This is a genomic window from Kribbella sp. NPDC031520, assembly GCF_055580825.1.
In genome coordinates, this window is the sequence record NZ_JBVIKS010000001.1 from 45,699 (window position 1) to 71,169 (window position 25,471).

The window sequence follows — 25,471 nt, forward strand, 5'->3', positions numbered from 1 at the left end:
CCGTCACGATGACACCGGAAACCGTTGCCGGACAGCGTTTCCATCGCTGTCGAATGGCCTCGCCCGGTTTCCAGCTGGCTGGAATGGATTGCCTCGACCGGCATCCGGGGCTGCACTGACGGTGCCCTTCCGCCCAGGCACACCAGGAGTACCCATGCCCACTCCGCACCGAACGCGCCGGCGGCGCATCGTCCTGTCCGCCGCACTCGGCGTCAGTCTCGTCCTCACCCTCCAGGCTCCCGGCGCCACTGCGGCGACCACACCGGACAAGCCGTCGAAGCCCAAGGCTCCGGCCCTCACCCAGCGCAAGGAGAAGTCGGTCGACGTCACTGCGGTCAGGGCGCGAGCCGGGCTCCCCGACGCGGACGCCGACCGTACCGTCACCTCAGCTCCCGCACCGCACTGGCCGGCACCCGGCACTGCCGAGGTGGCGGTGCCACCGGCGGCTGCGATCTCGGCACAGCAAGCAGGCACAACGAAGCAAACCCTCACCCAGGCAGGCTCCCTGCCGATCGCGATCGGGCCGAGCACAGCGGCGAATCGCGCGATGGCCGCCGGTAGACCACCGGCGGACTCGCCCGGCTCCGTCCGTGTCGAGCTCCTCGGGCGAACCGGCAATCAGCTGCGTATCAAGCTGACCCGGACCGACAACGCGAAACAGTCGGGACAGGTCGCGCTGCGGGTCGACTACTCGGCCTTCCGGACCGCGTTCGGCGGCGACTGGAACCGGCGTCTGGGACTCGTCCGGCTCCCGGGCTGTGTCGCCACGACCCCGAACCAGGCCGGGTGCGGGACCGGTACACCGCTGACGACGCAGAACGACGGCGTCGGCACGCTGACGGCGGACGTCCCCGCGTCCGGTGTCTTCGCCGTACAGGCGGCGGCAGCGAGCGACGCCGGCAGCAGTACCAGCACCTCGCTCAACGAGACCGCGACCTGGCAGGCCGGCGGTCAGTCCGGTGACTTCAGCTGGAACTACCCGATGAAGGCGCCGCCGAGCCTGGGCGGACCGAGCCCTGACCTGACGCTGGGCTACTCGTCCGGAAGCGTCGACGGACGGACGAGCTCGGCCAACAGCCAGGCGTCATGGGCGGGTGCCGGCTTCGAACTGACGCCCGGCGGCAGCATCGAGCGCCGGTACGCGTCCTGTGGTTCGAAGACCGAGCAGAAGGGCAACAACGGCACGAAACCGGTCGGCGACGTGTGCTGGGCCACCGACAACGCCACCTTCACGCTGAACGGCGCAGGTGGGGAGCTGGTGAAGGACGACGCCACCGGCACGTGGCACCCGCGCAACGACGACGGGACCAAGGTCGAGCGGCTGTACGGCGCGGTCAACGGCGACGGCGGTCCGACCGGGCAGGTGCCCGGCGCCAAGGGAGAGTACTGGGTCATCACCGACAAGTCCGGTACGAAGTTCTACTTCGGGCTGAACAAGATCCCCGGCAACACCTCGGCAAGCCAGGACACCAACTCCACGTGGACCGTGCCGGTCTTCGGCAACAACGCCGGCGAGCCGTGCAACCAGACCGCGTTCGCGAACTCGTACTGCGACCAGGCGTACCGCTGGAACCTCGACTACGTGGTCGACACCCACGGCAACACGATGAGCCTGTTCTACTCGAAGGAGAACAACAACTACGCCCGGAACGCCACCGCGACCACGGTGTCGACGTACACCCGGGCCGGGAACATCAAGCGGATCGAGTACGGACAGGCCGACGGGCGGGTGTTCCTCGACAAGGCCGTCGGCGTCGTCGACTTCACGACCGCCGACCGGTGCTTCACGGGCAGTGCGTGTGCACCGTCGGACTACCCGGACACACCGCTCGACCAGGAATGCACGAGTACGACGAACTGCGACAACCACTTCTATCCGACGTTCTGGACCAAGCAACGGCTGACCGGCATCACCACGTCGGTGTGGCGCGGAACCTCGTACCAGCCGGTGAGTTCCTGGAGTTTCCGGCAGAGCTTCCTCGACCCGAAGGACACCCGGTCACCGATGCTGTGGCTCGACGGGATCACGAACACCGGGCTGGTCGGCGGCTCGCTGGCCACCCCGGAGGTCACGTTCTCGTCGATGATGCTGGCGAACCGGGTGGTCGGGGCGGACGGACTGCCCGCGATGAACTGGCCCCGGATGCAGACCGTCACCTACGGCACCGGCGGGCAACTGACCGTCGACTACCTCCGTCCGGACTGCAGCCTGCCGGACAACGTGCCCACGCCGGACAGCAACGGGATGCGGTGCCACCAGATCAAGTGGACGCCACCGGGCCAGGCCGAACGGCAGGACTGGTTCAACAAGTACGTCGTCAGCACCGTCACCGAGTCCGACCTCACCACCGGCCTCGACCCGGTGACGACGACCGTCGACTATCTCTCGGCACCGGCCTGGCACCACGATGACGAGGAAGGTCTCGTCGAGGTCGACAGCAAGACCTGGTCGCAGTGGCGCGGCTACCAGAAGGTGCGCGTCACCAAGGGCTCCGGCGCCAACGCGCAGGTCACCGAGAACACGTACTTCCGCGGAATGGACGGCGACCTGAAGGCCGACGGCACGACCAAGGACGTCAAGGTCACCGACTCCGCAGGCACCACGCTGGACGACCGGGCCCCGTTGTCCGGTACCCAGCGGGAGCAGACGACGTACGACGGCAGCAAGATCGTCTCCCGTTCCATCACCGACCCGTGGGTGTCGAACGCGACCTCCAGCCGGACCAACGAGACGTCCGGTACGACGCCTGCCACCACGACGGAGTCGTTCATCGTGCAGCAGGCCGCAGTACGCGATCAGGAAGCGAGCGGCGCCGGCTGGCGCAGCAGTGTGTCCAGCAACGCGTATGCCGCCGACGGCGCAGTGCAGACGACGTACGACCAGAAGGACTCCGCGAACGGCGCCGACGACACCTGCACGCGGTACGAGTACGCGTCGAACGCCGCCAAGGGAATCGTCGACCTGCCGACCCGCAGGCAGGTCGCGACCGGAACCTGTGACACGCCCGCGACCGCGAACAACGTCGTCAGCGACGACCGGATGACCTACGACAGCGGTACGCCGACAGCCGGGAACAAGACCAAGACCGAGCGGTTGAAGGGCTGGAACACCGACGGCACGCCGCAGTACCAAACGGTCGGCATCAGCACGTACGACGCGCAAGGACGAGTACGGTCCACCACGGACGCACTCGACAAGACCACACAGGTGAGCTACAGCCCGGCCACCGGACCGGTCACCAAGACCACCACGACGCTGCCTACTGGACTCACCACGTCCACCGAGCTCGACCCTGCCTGGGGCGAAGAAGTCGCGGCCGTCGACCAGGCCGGCCGGCGTACCGACACCCGGCGCGACGCGCTCGGCCGCGTCACCGCGACCTTCCTGCCCGGCACGGACCGCAACGGCATCCCGAGCACCAAGGTCAGCTACACGACCGGCACCGACAAGCCGAACGTCGTCACCACCGAGACGCAGGCCACCGACGGCACGGTGTCGACCAGCTACGACCTGCTCGACGGCCTGATGCGGAAGCGACAGACCCAACAGCCGGCGGCCGATGGCGACGGCCGCATCATCACCGACTACCGGTACGACGCGCGCGGGCTCGAGGTCCAGGAAGACGGCCCGTACTACAACTCCGCTCCACCCGGCACCACCGTCGTCCAGCCGACCGACCCGAGCAACCTGCCGAGCCGCAAGGTCACGCAGTACGACGACCTCGGCCGGCCGTCGCTGGAGACGTTCTACTCGCTGGGCAAGGAGCTCTGGCACACCAGCCACACCAACGGGACGGGCGTCGAGACGATCGATCCGCCGGACGGCGAGCAGGCCACCACGACGTTCACCGACGTCGAGGGCCGCACCACCGAGGTCTGGAAGTACCACGGCAGCGACCCGACCGGGGCGTACGACCGCACGCTGTACAGCTACAACGCGGCCGGAAAGCTCGCCAAGGTCACCGACCCGGCAGGCAACGTGTGGACCTCGGAGTACGACGTCCGTGGCCGGCTGACCCGTTCGGTCGAGCCGGACAAGGGTGAGACCAAGTACACGTACGACGACAGGGACGAACTGCTCACCACCACCGATGCCCGCAACGTCACACTCAGCTACACCTACGACGACGCCGGCCGTAAGACCGCCGAGTACCAAGGCACCACCAAACTGGCCGAGTGGGTGTGGGACACCGTCAAACCCGGCTCGCTGACCAGCAGCACCCGGTACGTCGACGGCGCGGCGTACACGCTGCGCTATACCGGCTACGACAACGGCGGCCGACCGACGGGCAGCGACCTGGTCATCCCGTCCACCGAGGGAAAGCTCGCAGGGACGTACTCGGTCGGCATGACCTACACGCCGGACGGGAAGGTCGACACGACCTCGCTGCCCGCGGCCGGCGGCCTGCCGGCGGAGAACCTGAAGATCGGGTACGACGACCAGGGCCTGCCGTCCACGCTCACCGGCGCCGACACGTACGTCCGCGGCACCGTGTACACGCCGTACCGCGAGGTCGAGACGCAGGCAATGGGCCGCGGCGACAACTGGATCCAGCAGTCCTTCGAGTACGAGGAGGGCACGCACCGCCTGTCCCGCGCCAGCGTGCTGACGCCGAACCAGCGCGAGTCCGACGTGCATTACAGCTACGACCCCGCGGGCAACGTCACCAAGGTGACGGACACCCCGGCCGACGGCACCAACTCTGCGCTCAACGACACCCAGTGCTTCAGCTACGACGGCTACCGCCGACTCACGCAGGCCTGGACACCGTCGAGCGGCGACTGTGCGGCCGCACCGAGCAAGGACGCTCTGGGCGGGCCGGCGCCGTACCTGCAGAGCTGGACGTTCGACGCTGTCGGCAACCGCAAGACGCAGAGCACGACGATGCCGACAGGTACGACGACAAGCACCTACACCTATCCCGCGGCAGGACAATCCCTGCCACACGCCGTCCAGAAGGTCAGCGAGACCGGGCCGGACGGCGCGACCAAGGACACGACCTTCTCCTACGACGCCCGCGGTGACCAGACCACCCACAACAGCGACATCTACGACTGGGACGCCGAAGGACACCTCAGCGCCGTGACCTCTGGCGCGGCGAAGACGAGCTTCGTGTACGACGCCGACGGCAACCGCCTGATCCGGCGCGACAGCACCGGCAGCACGCTCTTCATCGGCGACACCGAGGTACTGCTGAGGCCGGACAACTCGGTGGTCGGCACCAGGTACTACGCACTCGGCGACACGCCGATCGCCGTCCGGACCGGCGCGACCCAGCTGACCTGGCTCGCCTCCGACCACCACGGCACCACCAACCTCACCATCGACGCCGACACGCTGTCGGTCCAGCGGCGCCGGACCACGCCGTACGGCGAGATCCGCGGCGCGCAGCCCGCCGGCTGGGCGACCCACCGCGGGTTCGTCGGCGGTACCGAGGACACCTCGACCGGCCTGACCCATCTCGGGGCCCGTGAGTACGACCCGGCACTCGGGAAGTTCATCTCGGCCGACCCGGTCGTCGACTTCAACGATCCACAACAGCTCAACGCCTACGCCTACGCGAACAACAGCCCGGTCACCTTCAGCGACGCCGACGGGCAGCGCTACGTGTACGACGTGGTCAAGGAGCTGAAGACCCGGATCAAGGTCGTCACCAAACGCATCATCGAGTACCGCCGCGAGATCGTCACGCTGGTCGTGAAGGCCTACCTGTTCGCGTTCGCCAGCATCGTGTCGCAGTTCTTCCACAACTACGCACTCGCCGCGCTGTTCCGCTCCGAGGCGGTCAAGACGATCGTCCGGATCCGCCAGATCGTGCACATCGTCCACGAACTCGTCAGAGTCCTGGAAGAGGTGGCGAAAACCGTCAAACGCTGGGTCCCCGACCGGGCAGCGGAGATCGACAGGGCGTTGCGGGGCCTGCGGGACGCGGCCGAGTCCGTCAACCGCGTCGCGAACTCGATCAACGCCCTGGCGGCCGCATTCGCCGCCGACGACCACGCGAAGGGAGGCGGAGGTGGCGCCTCCGGCGGTGGCGCGCCGCCGGACGCCGACAACCAGGACAACCCGTTCGGCAACAACGACCCCGGTGACGAGGACTGGACCAAGGTCGGACTGGAAGCCGGGCTTCCCACCGCGCTCGCCATCGGAGCCGCCTGCGCAGCCACCGGGCCCGGCTGCGCCGTTGCCCTCGGGATCGGCGGGATCACGGCCGCCGGGTTCGCGACGTGGAACTGCGTCAACGGCCCGCACGGCGTCGACTGGGCCGCCTGCGGCCGGGCAATGGTCAAGCCACGCATGATCAACCCCGACGCCCTCAACTGGGTGATCGAGGTCCAGCAGTGGTGGAGCCGGGTCAACGCGCCGCTCCCACAGGCGCCGGACACGCCCAACTACGAGTGCAAGCACATCTACGCGATGGGCGCGGGCTGCTGAGCACACGGGCGCCCCGAGAAATCGGGGCGCCCGTGGCGCGCCGGTTCGGTACGGTCGACGGATGACCGAACTGCCGCCGCCTGTCCCGAAGCTCGACGCGCGTCAGTTGCTGGCCGAGGTGAATCGCTGTACCGGGGCCGGCCTGGAGTTCGTCGGGCAGGCGGCCGCCGGTGAGGTGGGGGCCGCGTTCGTACGGTGGCCGGACGGGCGGGACGGGGTGTTGACGCGGGCGGCCGGTGGGGTCGACGAGTTGCGGCGTACGGCGGCTGCGCTGGACGCGGCCCGGGAGCTGGGGCTGGCGGTACCGCGGTACCAGTTGCTCGCCGGCGACGCGGTGGTGCAGGAACGGCTGCCGGGGCGGGCGCCGGAGAAGGTCGACCGGCCGTTGCTGGAGGCAATGATCGCGCTGGCGGACCGGTTCGCCGGGATCGCGCCTGACCTGCCGGTGCCGTCGATGTACCTGCTCGAGAGCGGCCCGGGCTTCTGCCTGCACGAGTCCCTGGAGCGGTACGACGACCGCACCCGCCGCCTGCTCGGCTGGATCCACGAGGTCGGGCGCGGTGCGCCGGGCGGGATGACCGGTGACGACCTGGTGCACCTCGACTTCCACCCCGGGAACGTGCTGGTCGACGATGCCGGCGTCGTCACCGGCATCGTCGACTGGGACGGGATCGGCCGCGGCGACCGGCGCTTCGGCCTGGTCACGCTGCGGTTCAGCGCCCACGTCCGGCTGCCCGGCGCGGACCTCGCCTGGTTCGACGAGCTGCTCCGCACCGTCCTCGAGCCCGGCGTACTGCGCCTCTACTGGGCCCACATGGCGCTCCGTCAGGTCGACTGGTCGATCCGCCATCACACCGCAGCCGACGTCACCCACTGGCTGGAGTTCGCCGTACCTATCCCTTGACCGCGCCTTCCTCGACGCCCTTGAAGAAGAAGCGTTGCAGGGTGGCGAACACGATCACGATCGGGATGAACGCGATCATCGTGCCGGCCGCGATCAGCCGGGGGTTGTTGCTGAACGTTCCGGACAGGTACTGCAGGCCGACCGTCAGCGTGTACTTGTTCGGGTCGGTGAGCACGATCAGCGGCCAGAGGAAATCGTCCCAGGCGCCGATGAACGCGAAGATCGCGATCACGCTGATCGTCCCGCGCACCGACGGCAGTCCGATGTACAGGAACCGCTGCCAGGCGTTGGCGCCGTCCACGATCGCGGCCTGATCGACTTCCAGCGGCAGGGCGCGGAACGCGTTGTACATCAGCAGTACGTTCAACGCGCCGATCATGCCGGGCAGCGCGACACCGAGCAGCGTGTTCGCCAGCCCGAACTCCCGGACCGTGACGTACTGCGAGATGATCGTGACCTCACCCGGCAGCACCAGTGTCGCGAGGAACAGCCCGAGCACGACCTTGCGCCCGCGCCATTGCAGACGCGAGATCGCGAACCCGGCCAGGGACGCGCCGATGATGTTGCCGCCGACAACCAGTACCGCGACCACGAGCGAGTTCCGCGCGTAGTCGAGCACCGGGATGGTGTCGGTGACCTCCTTGTAGTGGCTGAACGTCGGCTGCGCCGGGAGCAGCCGCGGGATCCGGGTGTAGATGTCCTCGCCGGATCCCTTCAGCGACGTCGACAGCTGCCAGAGGAACGGCCCGATCGTGATCAGCAGCACGAACACCAGCAGGACGTACCGGGCGACCTTCTCCCGCGGCGACACCGTGTTGAACCCGAAGGAACGGCTCCGCCGACCAGGCGCAGGGGCCGCCGGAGCATCAACAGGTCGATCGGTGACTGTCGTCATGCCTCGGCTCCTCGACGGTTGAGACGGGCCAGGACGAGCATCGGTACGACGGTGACGAAGAACAGCACGATCGACAACGCGGACGCGTACCCGAGGTTGCCCTCGAAGCCCTGGCTGTACTGCTGGATCAGCATCACCACCGAGTTGTCCCGGCCGCCCGGTCCGCCCTTGCCGCCGCTCAGGATGAACAGTTCCGAGAAGACCCGCAGCGCCGACACCGAGATCAGGATCGAGATCAGGATCATCGTCCCCCGTACGCCGGGGATCGTCACGTGGATGAATCGGCGGAGCGGACTGGCACCGTCGACCGCGGCCGCCTCGTGCAGCTCACGCCCGACGTTCCCGAGGGCGGCCAGGTAGATGATCATGTAGTACCCGAGGCCCTTCCAGATCGTCAGGCTGATTGCGCTGAGCAACAACAGCCACTGGTCGGACAGGAACGGCAGCGGCCCGGAGATGAACCCGAGCTTCTCGGCGATCCCGTTGACCAGGCCGCGATCGTCGAGGATCCACTGCCAGATCAGCGCCACCACGACCGCGGACGCGACCACCGGCGTGTAGAAGGCCGTACGGAAGAAGGTGATACCAGGCAACTTCTTCTCGACCAGTACGGCGAGCAGCAGCGGAAGGACCGTGAGGAACGGCAGACAGACCACCATGTAGATGACGCTGTTCAGCAGGGCCCAGCGCAACTGCTCGTCGTGCAGCAGGGTCTCGAAGTTCTTCAGCCCGACGAAGTGGCCGCCGCCGATCGGCCTGGCGTTCGTGAACGACAGGATGACGGTGTTGATCGACGGCCACAGGTTGAACACCAGCAACCACGTGAGTGCCGGGATCACCAGCACCCACGGGGTGAACCACCGGTTCGACCGCATTACTGCGTGAGCAGCTGGTCGGCCTTCGCCACCGCGGCGTCGAGGGCGGCCTGCGACGAGATCTTGCCGGAGATCGCCAGCGAGATCTGCTGCCCGATGAAGTCGTTGGTCGCGCCACTGATCACCGGCGGCTGCAGGTTCTTCGCCTTGGCCAGCGACTGGAATGCGAGCACCTTGGCGTCACTCTCCGGCGTACCGTCGGACTTGGAGAAGTACGGGTCCTGGGCGGAGGCCTTGGTGGACGGGAAGATGTTCACGATCTTCGCGAACGCGGCCTGGTTCTCGGCGTTGGTGACGAACCGCGCGAGCGCGATCGCCGCCGCCTGGTTCTTGGTCTTGGCCGACACCGACAGACCCTGGACGTACAGCGGCGGGGTGTCGAGCGCCGGCGACGGGACGACCTTGCCCTTCAGCGACGGGTTGTCCTTGACGAAGTCCTGGATCGCGTTGCCGCCACCGGTGGTCCAGGCGACCTTGCCCTGGGTGAAGAGCTTGGAGTTGCCGAGGTACTCGTTGGTGAGGATGTCGCGCGGCATGTACCCGGCCTTGTAGGCGTCGCGGTACTTGTCCAGCAGCGCGGCCGCCTCGGGGGTGTTGAAGACGAACTTCTTGCCGTCGTCGGAGAGGATCTTGACCCCGGCGTTGGTGAAGTCGCCGATGCCGGGCAGCCGGCTCATCAGGTATTCCTTGCCGCCGGTCTTGTCGTGCATCGTCTTCGCGGCCGCGAGCAGTTCGTCGAAGGTCTTCGGCGGGTTCTTCACGTCCAGGCCGGCCGCGGCGAACTTGGTCGCGTTCCAGTAGTCGATGTCGGTGTTCAGGTACCACGGGTAGCCGTATGTGCCGCTCATCCCCTGGTACTGGTACGCCTGCACGCCGCCCGCGACGTACTCGTCGTTCAGCTTCGGGTCCGCGGCGGCGACGTCGAGCAGCATGTTCTGCTTGGCCAGGCTGAGCGCGAAGTCCGGCTGCAGGTTCGTCACGTCCGGGAGCTGGCCGGCCGACGCCTGGCTCAGCACCTTCTTGTCGTAGCCGTCGCCCGGCTGGTCCAGCCAGGTGACGTGGGTGCCCGGGTACTTCGCCTCGAACGCCTTGATCACGCCTTCGACGTACGACGTGAACTTGGGCTTCAGCGCCCAGGTCTGGAAGCTGACCTCACCGGTCACCTGGGCGTTCGCGTCCACGGTCGGCTTCGCACCGCCGCTGCCGGAGTCCTCCGAACCGAGGCCGCAGCCGGCGAGGGTGAGAGCGGCGGCGACAAGACTTGCCATCAGCGCCGGACGGCGTCTACGCATGGGATCTCCTGGATTTGATAAACCGGTATAGCTCCCGAACTATCCACATCGTAGAATCCGCTGTCAAGGGCAGGAGGTATCACGATGGCGAGACCTACGATCGCGGACATCGCGACCAGGGCCGGGGTGTCCAAGGGTGCGGTGTCGTTCGCGCTGAACGGGCGGCCCGGGGTCAGCGACGCGACCCGGGAGCGGATCCTGAAGATCGCCGAGCAGATGAGCTGGCGGCCGCACAGCGCGGCGCGGGCGCTCGGCGCGTCCCGGGTGGACTCGGTCGGCATGGTGATCGCCCGGCCGGCCCGTACGCTCGGCGTCGAGCCGTTCTTCGCGCACCTGCTCTCCGGCGTCCAGTCCGGGCTGTCCGCGGAGTCGATCTCACTGCAGCTGCTGATCGTCGAGGACACCGCGGCCGAGATCGAGGTGTACCGGCGGTGGGCGTCCGAGCACCGGGTCGACGGCGTGATCCTGGTCGACCTGACCGTAAAGGACCCGCGGGTCGACGAGCTGAAGGCGCTCGAGCTGCCCGCCGTGGTGATCGGCGGCCGCGGCGGCAAGGGCGCGCTCGCCTCGGTCTGGGCCGACGACCGGGACGCCATGCTGGCGATCGTCGAGTACCTGGCCGCGCTCGGCCACCGCCGGATCGCGCACGTCGCCGGTACGCCGAACTTCCAGCACACCCAGCGCCGGATCCGCGCGGTCCGGGACGCGGCCCCGCGGCTCGGGCTGGTCGACTCCCCCTCGCTGACGACCGACTTCAGCGACGCGGAGGGGGCCGCTATCACCCGCAAGCTGCTCTCCCAGTCGCAGCGCCCGACCGCGATCGTCTACGACAGTGACGTGATGGCGGTGGCGGGCCTGGGCGTCGCGATGGAGATGGGCGTCGCGGTCCCGCACGACCTGTCGATCGTGGCCTTCGACGACTCGATCCTCACCCAGCTGATGCACCCGGCGCTGACCGCGCTGTCCCGGGACACCTTCGACTTCGGCCGCCAGGCCGCCGAGGTGCTGCTCGACACGATCGCCGACCCGTCCACGGTGATCAACCGCCGCACCGCCGATCCGGTGCTCACGGTCCGCGAGTCGACCTCTCCACCTGCATGACCCCTCGCCCCGGACGACCGGCCCGCCACACCTGACGCATTTGCCTGGCATACCCACCAAACGCCGGGTTACTGACCCGGACAACCGGTCAGCAACCCCCGATTCGGCTGGCAAGCCAGGCAAATCGGGGGGTGATCGGCCCGCCGGGGCGGTCGGTGCGGAGACGGTGCAGTTGCTCCGGTGGCCTAAACCGATTTAGCATCCTCGCCATGGCTCCGCAGACCAGCACGCCGCGATTCGGTGCGAACTACGTTCCCTCGGCGGGGTGGTTCTACAGCTGGCTCGACTACGACGGTGACGCGGTCCGCCGGGACTTCGCGGACCTGGCCGGGATGGGTCTCGACCACGTCCGGATGTTCCCGGTCTGGCCGTGGATCCAGCCGAACCGGGCGATCATCCGCGAGCGCGCGATCGCCGACCTGCTGGACACCATCGACGCCGCCGCGGAACACGGGCTGACCGTCGCGGTCGACCTGATCCAGGGGCACCTGTCCAGCTTCGACTTCCTGCCGTCGTGGGTGCTGACCTGGCACAAGAGCAGCCTGTTCGAGGACCCGACGGTCCGCGACGGCCTCAAGGCGTACGTCGACACCGTGGCCCGCGCGGTCGCGACCAAGCCGAACGTCTTCGCGATCACGCTCGGGAACGAGGTCAACAACCTCTGGCCGGACAGCTCCACGACCGCGGAGGCGTCGACGGCGTGGGCGCAGGATCTGCTGACCACGGTGAAGAAGGCCGCGCCTGACGTGCTCGCGCTGCATTCGATCTTCGACGACGCCTGGTACAAGCCGGGCCACCCGTTCCACCCAGCGGACGCGGTGGATCTGGGTGATCTGACCACTGTCCACTCGTGGGTTTTCAACGGGGTCTCACGAGTGGACGGTCCTCTTGGGCCGGCCACACTCACGCACGCGGACTACCTGATCGAGCTCGCCCGGTCGCTCGCGCCGGAGCGGCCCGTCTGGTTGCAGGAGGTCGGCGTACCGGGGCCGGACATTCCCGTCGACCTGCAGGCCGAGTTCACCCGCCGTACGGTCTCGAACGTCCTGACGAATCCGGCGTTGTACGGCGTGACATGGTGGTCGTCGCACGACATCGACCGGCGACTGCTCGACTTCCCGGACCGGGAGTACGACCTCGGCCTGTTCACCGTCGACCACCAGCGCAAGCCGGCCGCGCAGGCGCTGTCCGAGCTGATCGCCGACGTCCGGCTGAACGGCGTACCGCAGCAGGCGCCGGTGACCACGTTGACCGCGCCGATCAACCTGCGGACCGAACCGGACCGGCGCGCGGAAGTTGCCCCCGGCAGCGAATTCCACCGGCAGTGGGTCGCCGCCCGCGCGAACGGTCCGGTACGGATCAGCTCGTGAGGACCTGGCGCAGTTCCTGGTTGACGTTCGCGCCGGGAGTCGGGTCGTAGTTGCCGAGATGTACGGCGGTGTACCCGAGCTCCGGGTACCACTCGGCGCTCGTGCTGACACCCGGTGCACCGCCGGTGTGGCCGCTGATCAGCCCGCCGTCGAGGATCACGCTGTCCACGCCGTACCCGAAGAAGTTGATGATCGCGGGCAGCCCGGGCTTGGCGGGCAACGTTCCGGCGGCGAACTTCGGCGTCACGAAGACGTCCCGGTACGTCGGACTCAGCAGCCTGCCGTCGGTCAGCGCCCGGACGAAGCGCACCAGGTCGGGCGCGTTCGCGAACGCGTTGCCCGCCGGGGTGCCGATCAGGCCGAACGCGCCGGTGGCGAGCGCGTCGTACCGCTTGCCGGACTGATCTGTGGGGTACGGATGCGCGAACCGCGGGTCGGTCTTCCACTGGTTCAGCAGGGTGAAGTCGGACGACGACATACCGGCCGGGCGGAAGATGTGCCTGCGGATGTAGTCGTAGTACGAGACACCCGCGACCTTCGCCACGATGCAGCCGAGGACGTGGAAGCCGGAGTTGCTGTACTTGGTGGCGGTGCCCGGTGCGAACGCGAGCGACTCGGTCCGGACGAAGCGCAGGATCCCGTCCATCGTCTGCTGCGGCGTCGTCCAGGTCGCCGACTCCTGCCAGTACCCGTCGAGCCGCATGTAGTCGCCGAGGCCCGACGTGTGCGTGAGCAGGTTGTGGATCGTGACCTTGTCGCCGATCCCGGACCTGAACCCGCTCAGGTACTTCTCGATCGGATCGTCCAGGTTCAACGCACCCCGTTGCGCCAGTTGGCCGATCGCGATCCCGGTGGACATCTTCGTCACCGAGGCCAGGCAGAAGATCGTGTCCGCGCGGTTCCGGATCCGCCGGCTCCGGTCGGCGTACCCCATCGAGCGGGACACGACCGGGCGGCCGTCCTTGAGCACCAGCACAGTGCCGGAGAACGAGTCGTCGGCCGCGAGTTTGTCGAGGTAGTCGTCGAGCTCGCGAGCTGGCCCGCTGTCGGTCTGCTGCGCCGAGCTGGGATAGGCCCAGGTGCCGCCGGCAACGACCGCCGGTACGACGGCCAGACCGGACCGCCGGAGAAAAGTACGCCTGCTGCTCTGCTGTGCCAAGGGAGTGCTCCTCACGTGATCGATGACCACTGAGATCCAATCCACTTGGCTGTTTCCCCGGCGTTACCGCTTGCCGATCAGTACGTCGATGCCGTCGAGGATGCGGGCCAGTCCGAACTCGAGGTCGTCGTCGAGGCCGTCCTCGTACTCCGCGTTGAGATAGAGCGACGCCACTGTCGGGTAGTCGCCGGCCATCAGCCGCGGTACCAGGAACCGGCCGACCTGCTCGGCCTGTACGGGCGTGCTGTCGCTGGTGCCGAGCTGCCGGGCGAGTCCGGCGTAGCTGCGCGCCCAGCCGTCGAGCAGCACCAGACAGCCGAGGTTGTCGTGCTGGCTCAGCCCGGTCTGGTCGAGCGCGGCGAGCATGACCTCGACCCAGCGCAGCACGTTCGGCGTGACGGGCGCGCCGCGGATCGGCACGTCCAGCAGCCACGGGCGTTCGGCGTACTGCTTGACCTGGGCATCGACCCACGCGATCGCGGCCGCGCGCCAGCCCTCGGGCAGCTCCGGCGGCGGGCCGACGGCCTTGTCGTGGACGAGCACGATCAGCTCTTCCTTGGACCGGACGTAGCGGTACATCGCGTTCGTCGTGACACCCAGCCGGCCGGCGATCCGCTGCAGCGAGATCGCCTCGAAGCCGTACCGGTCGCCCAACTCGATGCCGGTGGCCACGATCTGGTCGATCGTCAGCGCCGGCTTCGGGCCGCGCCGCTGGACCGGCTGGACGCCCCAGGACAGGGCGAGCCCCGGCGGCAGGTCGTCCCGGTCGTCGGTCATACCTCCCATCCTGTCGTACGCCGGAAGCCGCCGAACAGGGGTGGTAGCACCACCCCGGAACGGGTCCTGAGCACCGGGCGGCCGAAACTGTTCAACCCTTACGCTTTTTTACATCGGAACCCGCTCGAAAGGACCCATTCCCATGAACAACGTGCTCGAAGGCCTCCTCACCCCCGACCAGGTCCAACTCACAGACACCGACCGCCGCGCCGCGATCGCCAAGCTCGACAGTGCCGTACGGCAGGCCGCCCTCACCCCGTCGCAGGCGGCCGACCGGCAGGACCGGGTCCTCACGGCCGGCACCCGAGGCGAGCTCCGGAACATCTTGTCCGGCGTCGCGGACGCCGCCCCGCCGCGCGGGCTGACGCTGGCGCTGCAGGCCTTCACCGGCGTCTGGCTGGTCGCCTGCGTGGTCCAGTTCGTGGTCTGGCTGGCGCTCGCGGTCTTCGGTCACTTCGACGGTCCGTGGTGGCTGTGGTCGGATCTCGGTCTCGGTGCGATCGTCGCGATCCTGTGGTGGACGAACGAGTCGTACCACCGCAAGAGCGACGTGCTGGTGGCGTCGTGAGCGCGCCCGTACAGCTCACCGACGTACGCAAGGTGTACGGCACCGGGCCTGGCGCGGTCGACGCGCTGGCCGGGGTGACGTACGGGTTCGCTGCCGGAACGTTCACGGCGGTGATGGGCCCGTCCGGGTCGGGTAAGAGTACGTTGCTGCACTGCGCGGCCGGGCTCGATACGCCGACCGCCGGCCAGGTGCAGTTGGCCGGTCAGTCGTTGCAGGGGCTCGACGAGACGGCGTTGACGGAGCTGCGACGGGAGCAGGTCGCTTTCGTCTTCCAGTCGTTCAACCTGATGCCGGCGTTGACCGTACGGCAGAACGTCGTACTCCCGATGACACTGGCCGGGAAGCAGCCGGACGACGCCTGGGTGACCGAGGTGATCGGGCGCGTCGGCCTCGGCGAACGCGTCCGGCACCGCCCCAGCGAACTGTCCGGCGGGCAGCAGCAGCGCGTCGCGATCGCCCGGGCGCTGGCCGGTCGTACGGCGATCACCTTCGCGGACGAGCCGACCGGCGCGCTCGACACGACCACCGCTCTGGAGGTCCTGACCCTCCTCCGCGACCAGTCCCGCCAACTCGGCCAGACCATCGTCATGGTCACCCACGACCCGGTCGCCGCCTCGTACGCCGACCGCGTCGTGTTCCTGGTCGACGGCCAGATCGTCTCCGAATCCACGCGCCCCACTCCGGAGTCCGTAGCCGCCGAACTTGCCCACCTCAGCACCACCCGCCGCGCTCGTACGACCGCCAACTGACGTCCGTCCCATCATCTGAGAGGGAGAGCTCATGTTCCGCCTCGCCGTCACCACCCTGCGGTACCGGACCGCCGCGTTCCTCGCGATCTTCGTCGCGGTCCTGCTCGGCGGGGCCCTGCTGAGCGCCGCCGGCGGCCTGCTCGAAACCGGCCTCCGCCTGAACGCCCCACCCCAACGCCTCGCCGCCGCCCCGATCGTCGTCACCGGCGACCCCGCCTACCACCCACCGGACGGCAGCGGCTCAGCCCCCTTCCCCGAACGCCACCGCGTAGACGCAACTCTCGTCACCAAACTCCTCCACACCCCGGGCGTGCAAAAGGTGGTCGCCGACAGATCATTCCCAGCGGTCCTCGCCTCTTCGCAGGCTGGAGTGCTGGCCGGGCACGGCTGGGGTTCTGCTGAGTTGACGCCGTACCGGCTGATCAGCGGGCGGGCGCCGCGGAGTGGGGAGGTGGTGTTGGACGAGCGGTTGGCTGGTGCGACCAGGCCTGGTGAGCGGGTGACCATCGTTGTGGGCGGTGAACCGCGGGGGTTTGTGCTGGCGGGGGTTGCGGTTGCCGGGCAGGAGGTTGAGGTGCCTGCGGTGTTCTTTGCGGACAGCGAGGTGCCGGCGGGGGTGGATGCGATCGGGGTGTTCCCGGCGGAGGGGACCTCGGTGCGTGAGCTTGCCAAGCGGCTCGACCTCCCGGCCGGTGTGAAGGCGTACACCGGGGACGAGCGTGGCGTCGCGGAGTTCTCCGGGATTGCGACCAGTCTCCCGCTGATCATCATGGCGGGCGTGTTCGGCGGCATGGTGGCCGTGGTGATGGCGCTCGTCGTCTCCGCCACGATCGGCCTCTCGGTCCGGCAGCGCCGCCGCGAACTCGCCCTGCTCCGCGCCAGCGGCGCCACCCCGCGCCAGGTCGGCAAGATGGTGATCGCCGAGACCATGGTGGTCGGCGTACTCGGCCTCGTCCTCGGCCTGCTCTGCGGCCGGATCGCCGGCACCTGGATCTTCGGGATGCTGGCCGACGGCGGCATCGTCCCGCCGCAACTGCGCTTCGACCAGGGCCCGCTCCCGTTCGCCGGCGCCGCCGTACTGACCTTCGCCGTACTCCGGACCACCGTCGGTTTCGCCGCCGCCCGCGCCGCCCGGATCCGCCCGATCCAGGCGCTCGCCGAGGCCGCCGTACCGAACGTCGCCCTCGGCCGGGTCCGGATCGTCATCGGCCTGGTCTTCGCCGGCGCGACGGTGGCGATCGCCCTCTCCACCCCGTTCATGGGTCCGGCCAACGCTGCGGCGATCGGCGGCCCGGCCGGGCTGACCGGTTCGATCGCGGTCGCCGTACTCGCCCCGCTGGTGATCCGGCGCGCCCTGCTCCCCCGGATCACCCGGCTGGTGGAGAAGCGCGGCACCAGCGGCACCCTGGCCGTGATCAACCTCAGGGTCCGCGCAGTGCAGTTCGGCGCGATCCTGGTCCCGATCACGATCGCCACGGCGATTGCCGTCGGCAACATCTACTCGCAGACCACGCAGCAGCAGGCAGCGATCGACGCCTACACGAAGAACCTGGCCGGCGACGTCGTGATCAGCTCCACCACCGGCGGCATCCCCGCCTCACTGACCGACGCGGCCCGTACGATGCCCGGCGTCACCGTGGTCTCGGAACTGGTCCGCAGCAAGGGCTGGATCGAGGAGCCGTACGACAAGTCGCACACCAGCGACGCATGGCCGCTCCTCGGGCTGAGCGGCCCGGTCTACCGCGGCAAGGTGAAACAGGGTTCGCTCGACGACCTGACCGGCGACACGGTCGCGATCCCGCCCGGGACGGCGAAGAAGCTGAAGGTCGGCGTCGGCTCGGAGCTCGGCGTACGGCTCGGCGACGGCGCGCTGGTCAAGCTCAAGGTGGTCGCGCTGGCCGAAGGACCTGCCGGCTACGAATCGCTCCTGCTGCCCGCGCGGCTGCTCGCCGCCCACACCACCACCGGCCTGCCCGGCCAGCTGATCCTGAAGACGAGCAACAAGAAGGCCACGCTCAAATCGGATCTGTCGAAGTGGCCCGGTACGTCGATCGGCGGCCGGAGCGTACTCGCCGACGGGCTGGACACCGGCCTCGGGGTAGACGCGTGGATCGGCTATCTGCTCGCCGCGATCGCGGTCGCGTACACGGCGATCGCTTCGATCAACACGATCGCCGTCGCGGTACTGGACCGGCGGCGGGAGTTCGGGCTGCAGCGGCTGACCGGGTCGACGCGGCGCGAGGTGTCCCGGATGCTCGGCCTGGAGGGCCTGCTGATCGCGGCGCTCGGGCTGGTCGCGGGACTGGTCACGGCGGCCTTCACGGTGTTCCCGATCGCGATGGCGACCCGCGGCTGGCCGATCCCGTCCGGTCCGGCGTGGATCCTGCTCGCCTGGGTGGCCGTCGTACTGCTCCTGGTGCTGCCGACGACCGCGATCACCGGCCGGATCGCGATGCGCGCCAAGCCGATGGACGCGCTGAGCTCACCGGTCGGCTGAGGCCACCGGCCGGCTCAGCTGCCGGAGGGGTCTGGGCCGGCCGGTTCCATCCACGCGTAGCCGCCGTCCTCCAGGCGTACGACCTGGAGGCCGGCGGCCAGTCGTCGTACGTCGTCGGTCTCGATCACGCCCGTGGCCGGGCCGGCGATGTCCAGCACGATCGCGGCCGCGCCTTCCTGAACCGCTGCCGTCGCGACCAGTTGGGTGTGCTGAGGCATCGGACGCGCCGCCGGATCCCAGCGGGCCAGGCTCTCGGTGCCGGTGAACGCGAGCAGAGCGTTCCGCCCGTCCTGGCCCTGGAGCAGCACCACCGCCATGTCCGACGTCTTGTCGTGGGCGAGCCCGTTCTCGTCGTACTCGACCTCGCCGAGCATCGCCACCACCGGGACCAGCAGCCGGGCCCGGGTGAGCGCCGCGAGCATCGCACCGTCGTCCCCCGCGGCCAGCGCCGCCGCGAGCGCCGGATCGGCCGAGCCGTCGTCGCTGTCGAACCCGGTGAAAGCCAGTCGCCGCTGTGGTGGTTGCACGGGTTCATTCTCCCCGGACGGGTCTTTCAGGGGTACGTCAGGGCTGTTCCCCTCTTGGTTCACTGGCCATCTGTGCGAGCCTGGACATGTGCCTACATACGACGCTTCGACGCTACTGCCGCTCTGCGCAGGCTTGACGCTGCTCGGACTGATCGGCTCGTGGTTCGCTTGGCGACGCCGCGGGCTGGCGGCAGGGACGCGCGGAGTGGCGTGGTCGCTGCTGCCGGTGTCCCTGTACATGACCGGGCTGCTCAAGGTCCTCTGGGAGGTAGTGCGCTCGGTCGTGAACTGGGCCGTGCACCTGATCTTCTCGCCGACCGTCTGGGCCGGGGTCGCGCTGTTCGGCGTCTCTGTCGTGCTGTACGTCGTCTCCGGCGTCGCCCGCGGCCGCACACCGAAGGAGAAGGCACAGAAGAAACCCGCCTCGCCCGCGGGCGAGCTGACCACAACGGGGCCCACGCCCGCGTCAGCCACCACCGCTAAAGCTGCCAAGCCGTCAAAGGGGAAGGCGAAGCAGCAGGAATCGTCGGAGTTCGACGAGATCGAGGACATCCTGAAGCGCCATGGAATCAACTGAGAAAACCGCTGACCACGGTTCCCCCCTGACCATCGACTCGCTGCTGGACAACGTTCAGGCCGGCACCCCGCGCCTGGGCCGGACCAGACTGATCGGCGTCGACGGACCGGCCGGCTCCGGCAAGACCACCGTCGCCGCCCGCCTCGAGGCCCGCGCGAAACTGCGCGACCTGAACACCTACGTCATCCACATGGACGACCTGTACGACGGCTGGGCCGGCGCCGAGCGTGGCTTCGCCCTGCTCCGCGACCACGTCCTGCAGCGGCTGGCCGACGGCCGCGAGGGCCGGTACCGCCGGTACGACTGGTACCAGGGCGCGTACGCCGAGCTGCACGTCGTACCGAACACCGTCGACCTGCTGATCGTCGAGGGTGTCACCGCCTGCGACCGGGACGCGGCGCACTGGCAGTCGCTGCGGCTGTGGGTCGAGACGTCCAACCAGGTCCGCCTGGACCGCGGGATCGAACGCGACGGCGAGGCGCTCCGCGACCACTGGCTCGAGTGGATGCGGTGGGAGCGCGACCACTTCGCCGAGCAGGCGACTCGGTCCCGGGCGCACGTGATCGTCGACGGCGACCCCTCGACGCCGTACGACCCTTTGTCGGAGCTGGTCGCCACCTCGGTGGCGCTGCCGCCTCACGACTCCGCCGCCTCCTGAAGCCCGTCCCACGACCACCGGGTCACGGCCTGACCGTCCTCGACGTCTTCGGCGCGGTGCCTGTACATCGTGTTGAACGTGGCCCACGCGAAGTAGTCGTGCAGGACCTGCCGCAGCCGCGGGTCGGTGAGGTCCGCGTCGGTCATGGCCTGGTCGAAGCACGCGATCGCGAGCCGGTTCATCTCGTCGTGCTCGCCGTTCCCGGAGTGCAGCCGTTGGACTTCGGCTTCGGTGCCGTACGCAGTCGTGTAGGCCGGCGGCCCGCCGAGCGCTTCACCCCAGTACGACGCCAGCCGCTCGACGTGGTCGGGCTTCGCTCCGTTGTGGAACGCGTGGCTGACGACCTCGTCCGCCATCACCCGCCCGTGCCACGCGGCCGCCAGCCGCATCAAGCCTTCGGACCCACCCGCCGCTTCGTAAACGGTCTCCATGCGGGCAGTCTGCACCACGGCGGCGAGCTGGTCACGGGCCTGTGCGCGTTCCGGTTCGGAACCTGCCGTCGCGAGGGCCCTCTCGTAGGCGGTGATTGCCTCGGGCAAGCGGTCGAGGCGTCGGAGCAGGTCGGCGCGGGCCAGTGCGTACGGATGGTAGTCCTGCAGCCGTGGGTCGCCGCCCAGCTCGTCCAGCAGCTTCAGGCCTGCGGCGGGGCCGTCGCGGAAGGCGATCGCGGCGGCCCGGTTCAGCGCGATCACCGGCGACGGGTCGAGTTCCAGGAGTACGTCGTACAGCTGGACGATCTGGGGCCAGTCGGTGGTCGCGAAGTCGGGGGCCTCGTCGTGGACCGCGTTGATCGCCGCCTGGATCGCGTACGGGCCGGCATCGGTGAGGGCGGTGATGACGAGAGCGCGGCCTTCCGCGATCATCTCGTGGTCCCAGCGGGAGCGGTCCTGGTCCTCGAGCAGGACGGGTTTGCCGTCCGGGCCGGTGCGGGCGTCCCGGCGGGCGTGGACGAGGAGCATGAGCGCGAGCAGGCCCGTCGCCTCGCGCGCGTCCGGGAGCAGGCGGTGCAGGATCCTGGCCAGGCGGATCGCTTCCTCGGCGAGGTCCAGGCGTTGCAGGTACGGCCCGGCGCTGGCGGCGTACCCCTCCGTGAAGACCGAGTAGATCACCTGCAGTACGCCGGGCAGCCGTTCCGGCAGCTCGTCCGGACCGGGCACCCGGAACGGGATCCGGGCTTCCCGGATCTTCTTCTTCGCGCGGACGATCCGCTTCGCCATCGTCGCGGCCGGCACCAGGAACGCCCGCGCGACCTCAGGCGTGGTCAGCCCGGCCAGGCAGCGCAGCGTCAGCGCGCCGCGGTCCTCGGCGGCGAGGGCGGGGTGGGCGCAGGTGAAGAACAGCTGCAGGCGTTCGTCGGGCAGCTCGCCGCCGACCGGCTGCGGCGCGGAACGGTCTGCCTCGACCTGGAGGATCGCCAGCTTGGCTGCGTACACCTGGTCGCGCCGGAGCCGGTCGACCGCCTTGCGCCGCGCGGTGGTCATCAGCCAGCCGCCCGGGTTCGGCGGTACGCCGTCGACCGGCCAGCGGGTCAGCGCCGCCTCGATCGCCTCCGACGTGACCTCCTCGGCCAGGTCGAGATCGCCGAACCGCCGGGCGAGCGCGGCCAGCAACCGGCCGCGCTCCTCCCGGAAGACCTCTTCGACCTGCCGCATCCTCAGGCTCCTGGGAACTCCGCGACCGGCCGGACGTCGACCGATCCCCCGCCCCGGGCCCCCGGGCACTTCGCAGCCCAGTCCAGCGCGACGTCCAGGTCCGGTACGTCGATCACGTAGAACCCGCCGAGCACCTCCCGGGTCTCCGCGAACGGCCCGTCCACCACGGTCCGCTTCCCGTCGTTCGCGACCTGGACGCGGGTCGAGGTGACCAGGTCGGCCAGCGACTCGGACGCGACCACCACCCCGGCGTCCTGGATCTCCTTGTCGAACCGCATCCAGTCCTCCGGCTCGCATCCCACCGGGGTGTTGTCCAGGTCGAGCTCGCCGGCGTTGATCAGCAGCATGTACTTCACGTCGTACCTCCTGTGTCCGTGTCTACAGCATCACCACGAACGGGTTCGGCCCGGATGGACAGCATCGGTGAGGATAGGGGTATGAGCGTTCTACCTTCAGGTGAGCAGTGGGTGCTTCGCGGCGGCGGGTACGAGGCGATCGTGGTGAGCGTGGGCGGTGGGTTACGCGGGCTCACGTACGACGACCGCCCGGTGCTGCTCGGCTACGCCGACGACGAGCTGGCGCACGCCGGGATCGGGCAACACCTGTTCCCCTGGCCGAACCGCATCACCGACGGTCAATACACGTTCGAGGGCGTCGAGCGACACCTTGGCCTGACCGAGCCGGCCCGGCGGAACGCGATCCACGGCCTGACGCGCTGGGCGAACTGGGAACGCCTCGACGACGGTTCCGACGAGGCAGCTGCCGCCGTCGGCCACCGGCTGCACGGCGAGCCGGGGTACCCGCACCAACTGGATCTCCGCGTCGACTACCGCCTGACGGACCACCTGCAGGTGACGGCAACTGCTACCAACATCGGCACGACAGCGGCGCCGTACGGCTACGGGGCGCATCCGTATCTCAGCGTGGGTCGCCCGATCGACGAGTGCGTACTGGAGTTCACCGCAGCCGAGCGGCTGGAACTGTCGGAGCGGATGAGTCCGACCGGGTCGGCTCCGGTCGCGGGATCGCCGTACGACTTCCGCGGCGGCCGCACGATCGGCGCAACGGTCATCGACAACGCGTTCACGGGCCTCGGCGACAACTGGTCCGTCAGCCTGACCGATCCGGCAACCGGCGCCCGTTCGGTGCTCAGCAGCAACACCAAGTGGATGCAGCTGTTCACCGGCGAACCGGTAGGCCGCTCAGCCCTCGCAGTGGAGCCGATGACCTGCCCGCCCGACGCCTTCCGTACCGGCGACGACCTGATCGTCCTGCAACCGGGCGACTCCCACACGACTACTTTTCAGGTATCGGTCTAGACCCGGCGCCGTGTTCGCGGGCGACCGCCGCCAGCTCCTTGGCTGCGCGCGTCGCCCGCGCACCCTCTGACGCCTGGATCGCGAGAATCCCGATTCGGTTGTCCTCGGCATCGAACAGCTGCAGCCAGGCGTCACCGGGCCGGAACCGCAGCGCGGTCACGTCGGACCACCTCAGCGTGTACGACCGGAACACGTTCCGCACCCGCAGCCGGTCCTCGTACGCCGTCACGCGCAGCGTCGACATCCGGTACAGGATCCACAGCACCGCGCCGAAGAACGCCAGCAGCGTGATCCGCTGGAACCAGTCGAACGTGGCCCGGTCCGACGGCGACAGCCGGAACCAGATCACCCCGAACACGGCGATCAGCGACAAGCCCATCCCGGCCGACATTCCGGACACGATCCACGGATGGAAGGTCAGCAAGCGGTCTCGGGCGGGCATGTCACGGCCCCCGGTCAGATCCGGCAGGCGTGGATGTCGGTGGTGAGGATGGCGCGGGCGCCGACCTCCCACAGCTGGTCCATCAGCCGCTGCGCCTCGGCCCGCTGGACCATCACCCGGACGGCGACCCAGCCCTGCCGGTGCAGCGGCGAGATCGTCGGTGACTCCAGCCCGGGCGCGACCGAGGTGGCCGCGTCGACGTCCTCGGCGCGGATGTCGTAGTCCATCATCACGTAGTTCCGCGCGATCAGGACGCCTTCGAGCCGGCGTACCAGCTGCTGCATCCCGTTCGGCGAGACCTCGACGCCGTGCCGCTTGATCAGCACGGCCTCGGACTTGAGGATCGGGTCGCCGAACACCTCGAGCCCGGCCTGGCGCAGCGTCGTACCGGTCTCGACGACGTCCGCGATCACGTCCGCGACACCGAGCTGTACGGCGGACTCCACGGCGCCGTCCAGGCGTACCACCGAGGCGTCGACGCCGTGCTCGGCGAGGTGGTCCTGGAGGACCCCGGCGTACGACGTGGCGATCCGCTTACCGGCCAGGTCCTTGATCGAGTCGGCGACGCCGGGGCGGCCCGCGAACCGGAACGTGGAGGACCCGAACCCGAGACCCATGATCACGTCCGCGTCGGCGTGCGAGTCGAGCACCAGGTCGCGGCCGGAGATGCCGACGTCGAGGGTGCCCTCGCCCACGTACACGGCGATGTCGCGCGGGCGGAGGTAGTAGAACTCGACCTCGTTGGCCGAGTCGGTGAGGGTCAGGTCCTTGGTGGTCCGGCGCTGCTTGTAGCCGGCCTCGGACAACATCTCGGTGGCGGCCTCGCTCAGCGAGCCCTTGTTCGGTACTGCGACGCGCAGCATGGCGACTGCCCTTTCTGGGTGTGAACCGGTGATCTGCAGGAGGGACTCCTACAGATGTCGGTACACGTCCTCGAGGTCCAGGCCGAGCGCGTGCATCATCACCTGGGCGTGGTACAGCAGCTGCGACAGCTCCTCAGCTGCCCGCTCCTTGCCCTCGTGCTCGGCGGCCATCCAGGACTCGGCGGCCTCTTCGACCAGCTTCTTCCCGATCGCGTGTACGCCGGCGTCCAGCGCCGCCACGGTCCCGGAACCCTCCGGCCGCGTCCGCGCCTTCTCTCCCAGCTCGGCGAACAGCTCGTCAAAAGTCTTCATCGCGGGCCCAGCCTACGGGGCGGGTTCAGCCGATCGGCCCCCAGGTCCGGTGGGCGGACCATACTGAACGCGTGCAGATCTCGGTGATGCTGGCGGTCGAGGACGCTCCCGCGGCCGCGGACTGGTACGCCCGGGCGCTCGGCGCCGTCGAGCTGTGGAACCTGGGCAGCGTGATCGGGCTGAGCATCGGCGGCGCGCCGATCTTCCTCGGCGAGCCCGGCAACAACATCTGGAAGACGCCCGCGGACACCGGTGCGCCGACGGTCCGGGTCGAGGTGTTCGTCGACGATCCAGACGCCTTCGTCGAGCGGGCTGTCGCGGCCGGGGCGGACGGGAGCTTCGATCCGGTCCGCGACCACGCCGTACCGTGGGGCACGCATCGGCAGGGGTCGTTCCTGGATCCGTTCGGGCACCTGTGGTTCGTGGGAGACCGGTCGCCGCTAGGAAGTGCTGACCGCGACTGATGCAGAGTCCTCGGAGAGTTCGCGAACTGGGTGT

At 69.1% G+C, this 25,471-nt stretch carries 22 protein-coding genes; 11 read left to right on the forward strand and 11 right to left on the reverse strand.

Annotated features, from left to right (window positions below; all coding sequences use genetic code 11):
- The first annotated feature begins 154 nt into the window (after positions 1–154).
- Entirely contained in the window at positions 155–6,436 is a 6,282-nt protein-coding gene (locus ACZ5BU_RS00195; RefSeq protein ID WP_465694332.1) for an RHS repeat domain-containing protein, read from the forward strand.
- 61 nt (positions 6,437–6,497) lie between these two features.
- On the forward strand, positions 6,498–7,340 hold the full coding sequence (locus tag ACZ5BU_RS00200; protein ID WP_465694333.1) for a phosphotransferase: 843 nt from the start codon (positions 6,498–6,500) through the stop codon (positions 7,338–7,340).
- On the opposite strand, the gene ACZ5BU_RS00205 is transcribed toward ACZ5BU_RS00200, so the two are convergent.
- The 3 genes from ACZ5BU_RS00205 to ACZ5BU_RS00215 are packed head-to-tail and all read right to left on the reverse strand — an operon-like array spanning position 7,330 to position 10,402.
- A complete protein-coding gene (locus tag ACZ5BU_RS00205; RefSeq protein WP_465694335.1) occupies positions 7,330–8,235 on the reverse strand; it encodes a carbohydrate ABC transporter permease in 906 nt (301 codons plus the stop codon). The two genes, ACZ5BU_RS00200 and ACZ5BU_RS00205, sit on opposite strands and share 11 nt — an antisense overlap.
- Positions 8,232–9,110: a carbohydrate ABC transporter permease gene (locus tag ACZ5BU_RS00210; protein WP_465694336.1), complete on the reverse strand. Its 879-nt coding sequence runs from the start codon at positions 9,108–9,110 to the stop codon at positions 8,232–8,234. The genes ACZ5BU_RS00205 and ACZ5BU_RS00210 overlap by 4 nt, the downstream gene beginning before the upstream one ends.
- Positions 9,110–10,402, reverse strand: coding sequence for an ABC transporter substrate-binding protein (locus ACZ5BU_RS00215; RefSeq protein WP_465694337.1), 1,293 nt, complete (start codon positions 10,400–10,402; stop codon positions 9,110–9,112). Before ACZ5BU_RS00215 ends, ACZ5BU_RS00210 begins: the two co-directional genes overlap by 1 nt.
- Before the next feature lie 84 nt (positions 10,403–10,486).
- Between ACZ5BU_RS00215 and ACZ5BU_RS00220 the strand changes: the two genes are divergently transcribed.
- Both ACZ5BU_RS00220 and ACZ5BU_RS00225 read left to right on the forward strand, forming a co-directional pair.
- Positions 10,487–11,503, forward strand: coding sequence for a LacI family DNA-binding transcriptional regulator (locus ACZ5BU_RS00220; protein ID WP_465694339.1), 1,017 nt, complete (start codon positions 10,487–10,489; stop codon positions 11,501–11,503).
- A 209-nt stretch (positions 11,504–11,712) separates the two neighbouring features.
- Positions 11,713–12,873, forward strand: a complete 1,161-nt coding sequence (locus tag ACZ5BU_RS00225; protein WP_465694340.1) for a glycoside hydrolase 5 family protein — start codon at positions 11,713–11,715, stop codon at positions 12,871–12,873.
- Here the strand turns inward: ACZ5BU_RS00225 and ACZ5BU_RS00230 are convergent.
- Both ACZ5BU_RS00230 and ACZ5BU_RS00235 read right to left on the reverse strand, forming a co-directional pair.
- Positions 12,863–14,032, reverse strand: a complete 1,170-nt coding sequence (locus tag ACZ5BU_RS00230; RefSeq protein ID WP_465694342.1) for a serine hydrolase domain-containing protein — start codon at positions 14,030–14,032, stop codon at positions 12,863–12,865. The two genes, ACZ5BU_RS00225 and ACZ5BU_RS00230, sit on opposite strands and share 11 nt — an antisense overlap.
- Positions 14,033–14,095: 63 nt before the next feature.
- Complete coding sequence (locus tag ACZ5BU_RS00235) at positions 14,096–14,809, reverse strand: TetR/AcrR family transcriptional regulator (RefSeq protein ID WP_465694343.1); 714 nt, start codon at positions 14,807–14,809, stop codon at positions 14,096–14,098.
- 142 nt (positions 14,810–14,951) lie between these two features.
- Between ACZ5BU_RS00235 and ACZ5BU_RS00240 the strand changes: the two genes are divergently transcribed.
- From ACZ5BU_RS00240 to ACZ5BU_RS00250, 3 genes are read left to right on the forward strand one after another with little or no spacing between them, the layout of a single operon-like run.
- On the forward strand, positions 14,952–15,377 hold the full coding sequence (locus ACZ5BU_RS00240; protein WP_465694344.1) for a DUF1707 domain-containing protein: 426 nt from the start codon (positions 14,952–14,954) through the stop codon (positions 15,375–15,377).
- Positions 15,374–16,126 (forward strand): ABC transporter ATP-binding protein, encoded by a 753-nt coding sequence (locus tag ACZ5BU_RS00245; protein WP_465694345.1) that lies wholly within the window; start codon positions 15,374–15,376, stop codon positions 16,124–16,126. The genes ACZ5BU_RS00240 and ACZ5BU_RS00245 overlap by 4 nt, the downstream gene beginning before the upstream one ends.
- 31 nt (positions 16,127–16,157) lie before the next feature.
- Positions 16,158–18,623: an ABC transporter permease gene (locus ACZ5BU_RS00250; protein ID WP_465694346.1), complete on the forward strand. Its 2,466-nt coding sequence runs from the start codon at positions 16,158–16,160 to the stop codon at positions 18,621–18,623.
- Positions 18,624–18,637: 14 nt separating this feature from the next.
- On the opposite strand, the gene ACZ5BU_RS00255 is transcribed toward ACZ5BU_RS00250, so the two are convergent.
- Positions 18,638–19,150 (reverse strand): SseB family protein, encoded by a 513-nt coding sequence (locus tag ACZ5BU_RS00255; RefSeq protein ID WP_465694348.1) that lies wholly within the window; start codon positions 19,148–19,150, stop codon positions 18,638–18,640.
- Positions 19,151–19,238: 88 nt separating this feature from the next.
- Here ACZ5BU_RS00255 and ACZ5BU_RS00260 point away from each other — a divergent pair, with 88 nt between their 5' ends.
- Positions 19,239–19,727 carry a hypothetical protein gene (locus ACZ5BU_RS00260; RefSeq protein ID WP_465694349.1) on the forward strand — a complete coding sequence of 163 codons (489 nt, stop codon included), beginning with the start codon at positions 19,239–19,241 and terminating at the stop codon, positions 19,725–19,727.
- A complete protein-coding gene (locus ACZ5BU_RS00265; protein WP_465694350.1) occupies positions 19,714–20,385 on the forward strand; it encodes a uridine kinase family protein in 672 nt (223 codons plus the stop codon). The genes ACZ5BU_RS00260 and ACZ5BU_RS00265 overlap by 14 nt, the downstream gene beginning before the upstream one ends.
- On the opposite strand, the gene ACZ5BU_RS00270 is transcribed toward ACZ5BU_RS00265, so the two are convergent.
- Both ACZ5BU_RS00270 and ACZ5BU_RS00275 read right to left on the reverse strand, forming a co-directional pair.
- Positions 20,364–22,037: a DUF6596 domain-containing protein gene (locus ACZ5BU_RS00270; RefSeq protein ID WP_465694351.1), complete on the reverse strand. Its 1,674-nt coding sequence runs from the start codon at positions 22,035–22,037 to the stop codon at positions 20,364–20,366. The genes ACZ5BU_RS00265 and ACZ5BU_RS00270 overlap by 22 nt on opposite strands.
- A gap of 2 nt (positions 22,038–22,039) precedes the next feature.
- Positions 22,040–22,384, reverse strand: coding sequence for a YciI family protein (locus ACZ5BU_RS00275; protein ID WP_465696682.1), 345 nt, complete (start codon positions 22,382–22,384; stop codon positions 22,040–22,042).
- A gap of 90 nt (positions 22,385–22,474) precedes the next feature.
- Here ACZ5BU_RS00275 and ACZ5BU_RS00280 point away from each other — a divergent pair, with 90 nt between their 5' ends.
- Complete coding sequence (locus ACZ5BU_RS00280; protein ID WP_465694353.1) at positions 22,475–23,356, forward strand: aldose 1-epimerase family protein; 882 nt, start codon at positions 22,475–22,477, stop codon at positions 23,354–23,356.
- On the opposite strand, the gene ACZ5BU_RS00285 is transcribed toward ACZ5BU_RS00280, so the two are convergent.
- From ACZ5BU_RS00285 to ACZ5BU_RS00295, 3 genes are read right to left on the reverse strand one after another with little or no spacing between them, the layout of a single operon-like run.
- A complete protein-coding gene (locus ACZ5BU_RS00285; protein ID WP_465694354.1) occupies positions 23,334–23,798 on the reverse strand; it encodes a PH domain-containing protein in 465 nt (154 codons plus the stop codon). The genes ACZ5BU_RS00280 and ACZ5BU_RS00285 overlap by 23 nt on opposite strands.
- A 14-nt stretch (positions 23,799–23,812) precedes the next feature.
- On the reverse strand, positions 23,813–24,661 hold the full coding sequence (gene hisG, locus ACZ5BU_RS00290; protein WP_465694355.1) for an ATP phosphoribosyltransferase: 849 nt from the start codon (positions 24,659–24,661) through the stop codon (positions 23,813–23,815).
- Positions 24,662–24,709: 48 nt separating this feature from the next.
- On the reverse strand, positions 24,710–24,973 hold the full coding sequence (locus ACZ5BU_RS00295) for a phosphoribosyl-ATP diphosphatase (protein ID WP_427890272.1): 264 nt from the start codon (positions 24,971–24,973) through the stop codon (positions 24,710–24,712).
- 71 nt (positions 24,974–25,044) lie between these two features.
- On the opposite strand from ACZ5BU_RS00295, the gene ACZ5BU_RS00300 reads away from it, so the two are divergent.
- Positions 25,045–25,437, forward strand: a complete 393-nt coding sequence (locus ACZ5BU_RS00300) for a VOC family protein (protein ID WP_465694357.1) — start codon at positions 25,045–25,047, stop codon at positions 25,435–25,437.
- The last annotated feature ends 34 nt before the right edge of the window (positions 25,438–25,471 follow it).

Excerpts from the sequence above, each read along its gene's own strand:
- ACZ5BU_RS00195 (WP_465694332.1), top strand. The coding sequence starts at position 155 with ATGCCCACTCCGCACCGAACGCGCCGGCGGCGCATCGTCCTGTCCGCC.
- ACZ5BU_RS00200 (WP_465694333.1), top strand. The coding sequence starts at position 6,498 with ATGACCGAACTGCCGCCGCCTGTCCCGAAGCTCGACGCGCGTCAGTTG.
- ACZ5BU_RS00205 (WP_465694335.1), bottom strand. The coding sequence starts at position 8,235 with ATGACGACAGTCACCGATCGACCTGTTGATGCTCCGGCGGCCCCTGCG.
- ACZ5BU_RS00210 (WP_465694336.1), bottom strand. The coding sequence starts at position 9,110 with ATGCGGTCGAACCGGTGGTTCACCCCGTGGGTGCTGGTGATCCCGGCA.
- ACZ5BU_RS00215 (WP_465694337.1), bottom strand. The coding sequence starts at position 10,402 with ATGCGTAGACGCCGTCCGGCGCTGATGGCAAGTCTTGTCGCCGCCGCT.
- ACZ5BU_RS00220 (WP_465694339.1), top strand. The coding sequence starts at position 10,487 with ATGGCGAGACCTACGATCGCGGACATCGCGACCAGGGCCGGGGTGTCC.
- ACZ5BU_RS00225 (WP_465694340.1), top strand. The coding sequence starts at position 11,713 with ATGGCTCCGCAGACCAGCACGCCGCGATTCGGTGCGAACTACGTTCCC.
- ACZ5BU_RS00235 (WP_465694343.1), bottom strand. The coding sequence starts at position 14,809 with ATGACCGACGACCGGGACGACCTGCCGCCGGGGCTCGCCCTGTCCTGG.
- ACZ5BU_RS00240 (WP_465694344.1), top strand. The coding sequence starts at position 14,952 with ATGAACAACGTGCTCGAAGGCCTCCTCACCCCCGACCAGGTCCAACTC.
- ACZ5BU_RS00250 (WP_465694346.1), top strand. The coding sequence starts at position 16,158 with ATGTTCCGCCTCGCCGTCACCACCCTGCGGTACCGGACCGCCGCGTTC.
- ACZ5BU_RS00265 (WP_465694350.1), top strand. The coding sequence starts at position 19,714 with ATGGAATCAACTGAGAAAACCGCTGACCACGGTTCCCCCCTGACCATC.
- ACZ5BU_RS00270 (WP_465694351.1), bottom strand. The coding sequence starts at position 22,037 with ATGCGGCAGGTCGAAGAGGTCTTCCGGGAGGAGCGCGGCCGGTTGCTG.
- ACZ5BU_RS00275 (WP_465696682.1), bottom strand. The coding sequence starts at position 22,384 with ATGCTGCTGATCAACGCCGGCGAGCTCGACCTGGACAACACCCCGGTG.
- ACZ5BU_RS00280 (WP_465694353.1), top strand. The coding sequence starts at position 22,475 with ATGAGCGTTCTACCTTCAGGTGAGCAGTGGGTGCTTCGCGGCGGCGGG.
- ACZ5BU_RS00285 (WP_465694354.1), bottom strand. The coding sequence starts at position 23,798 with ATGCCCGCCCGAGACCGCTTGCTGACCTTCCATCCGTGGATCGTGTCC.
- hisG (WP_465694355.1), bottom strand. The coding sequence starts at position 24,661 with ATGCTGCGCGTCGCAGTACCGAACAAGGGCTCGCTGAGCGAGGCCGCC.
- ACZ5BU_RS00295 (WP_427890272.1), bottom strand. The coding sequence starts at position 24,973 with ATGAAGACTTTTGACGAGCTGTTCGCCGAGCTGGGAGAGAAGGCGCGG.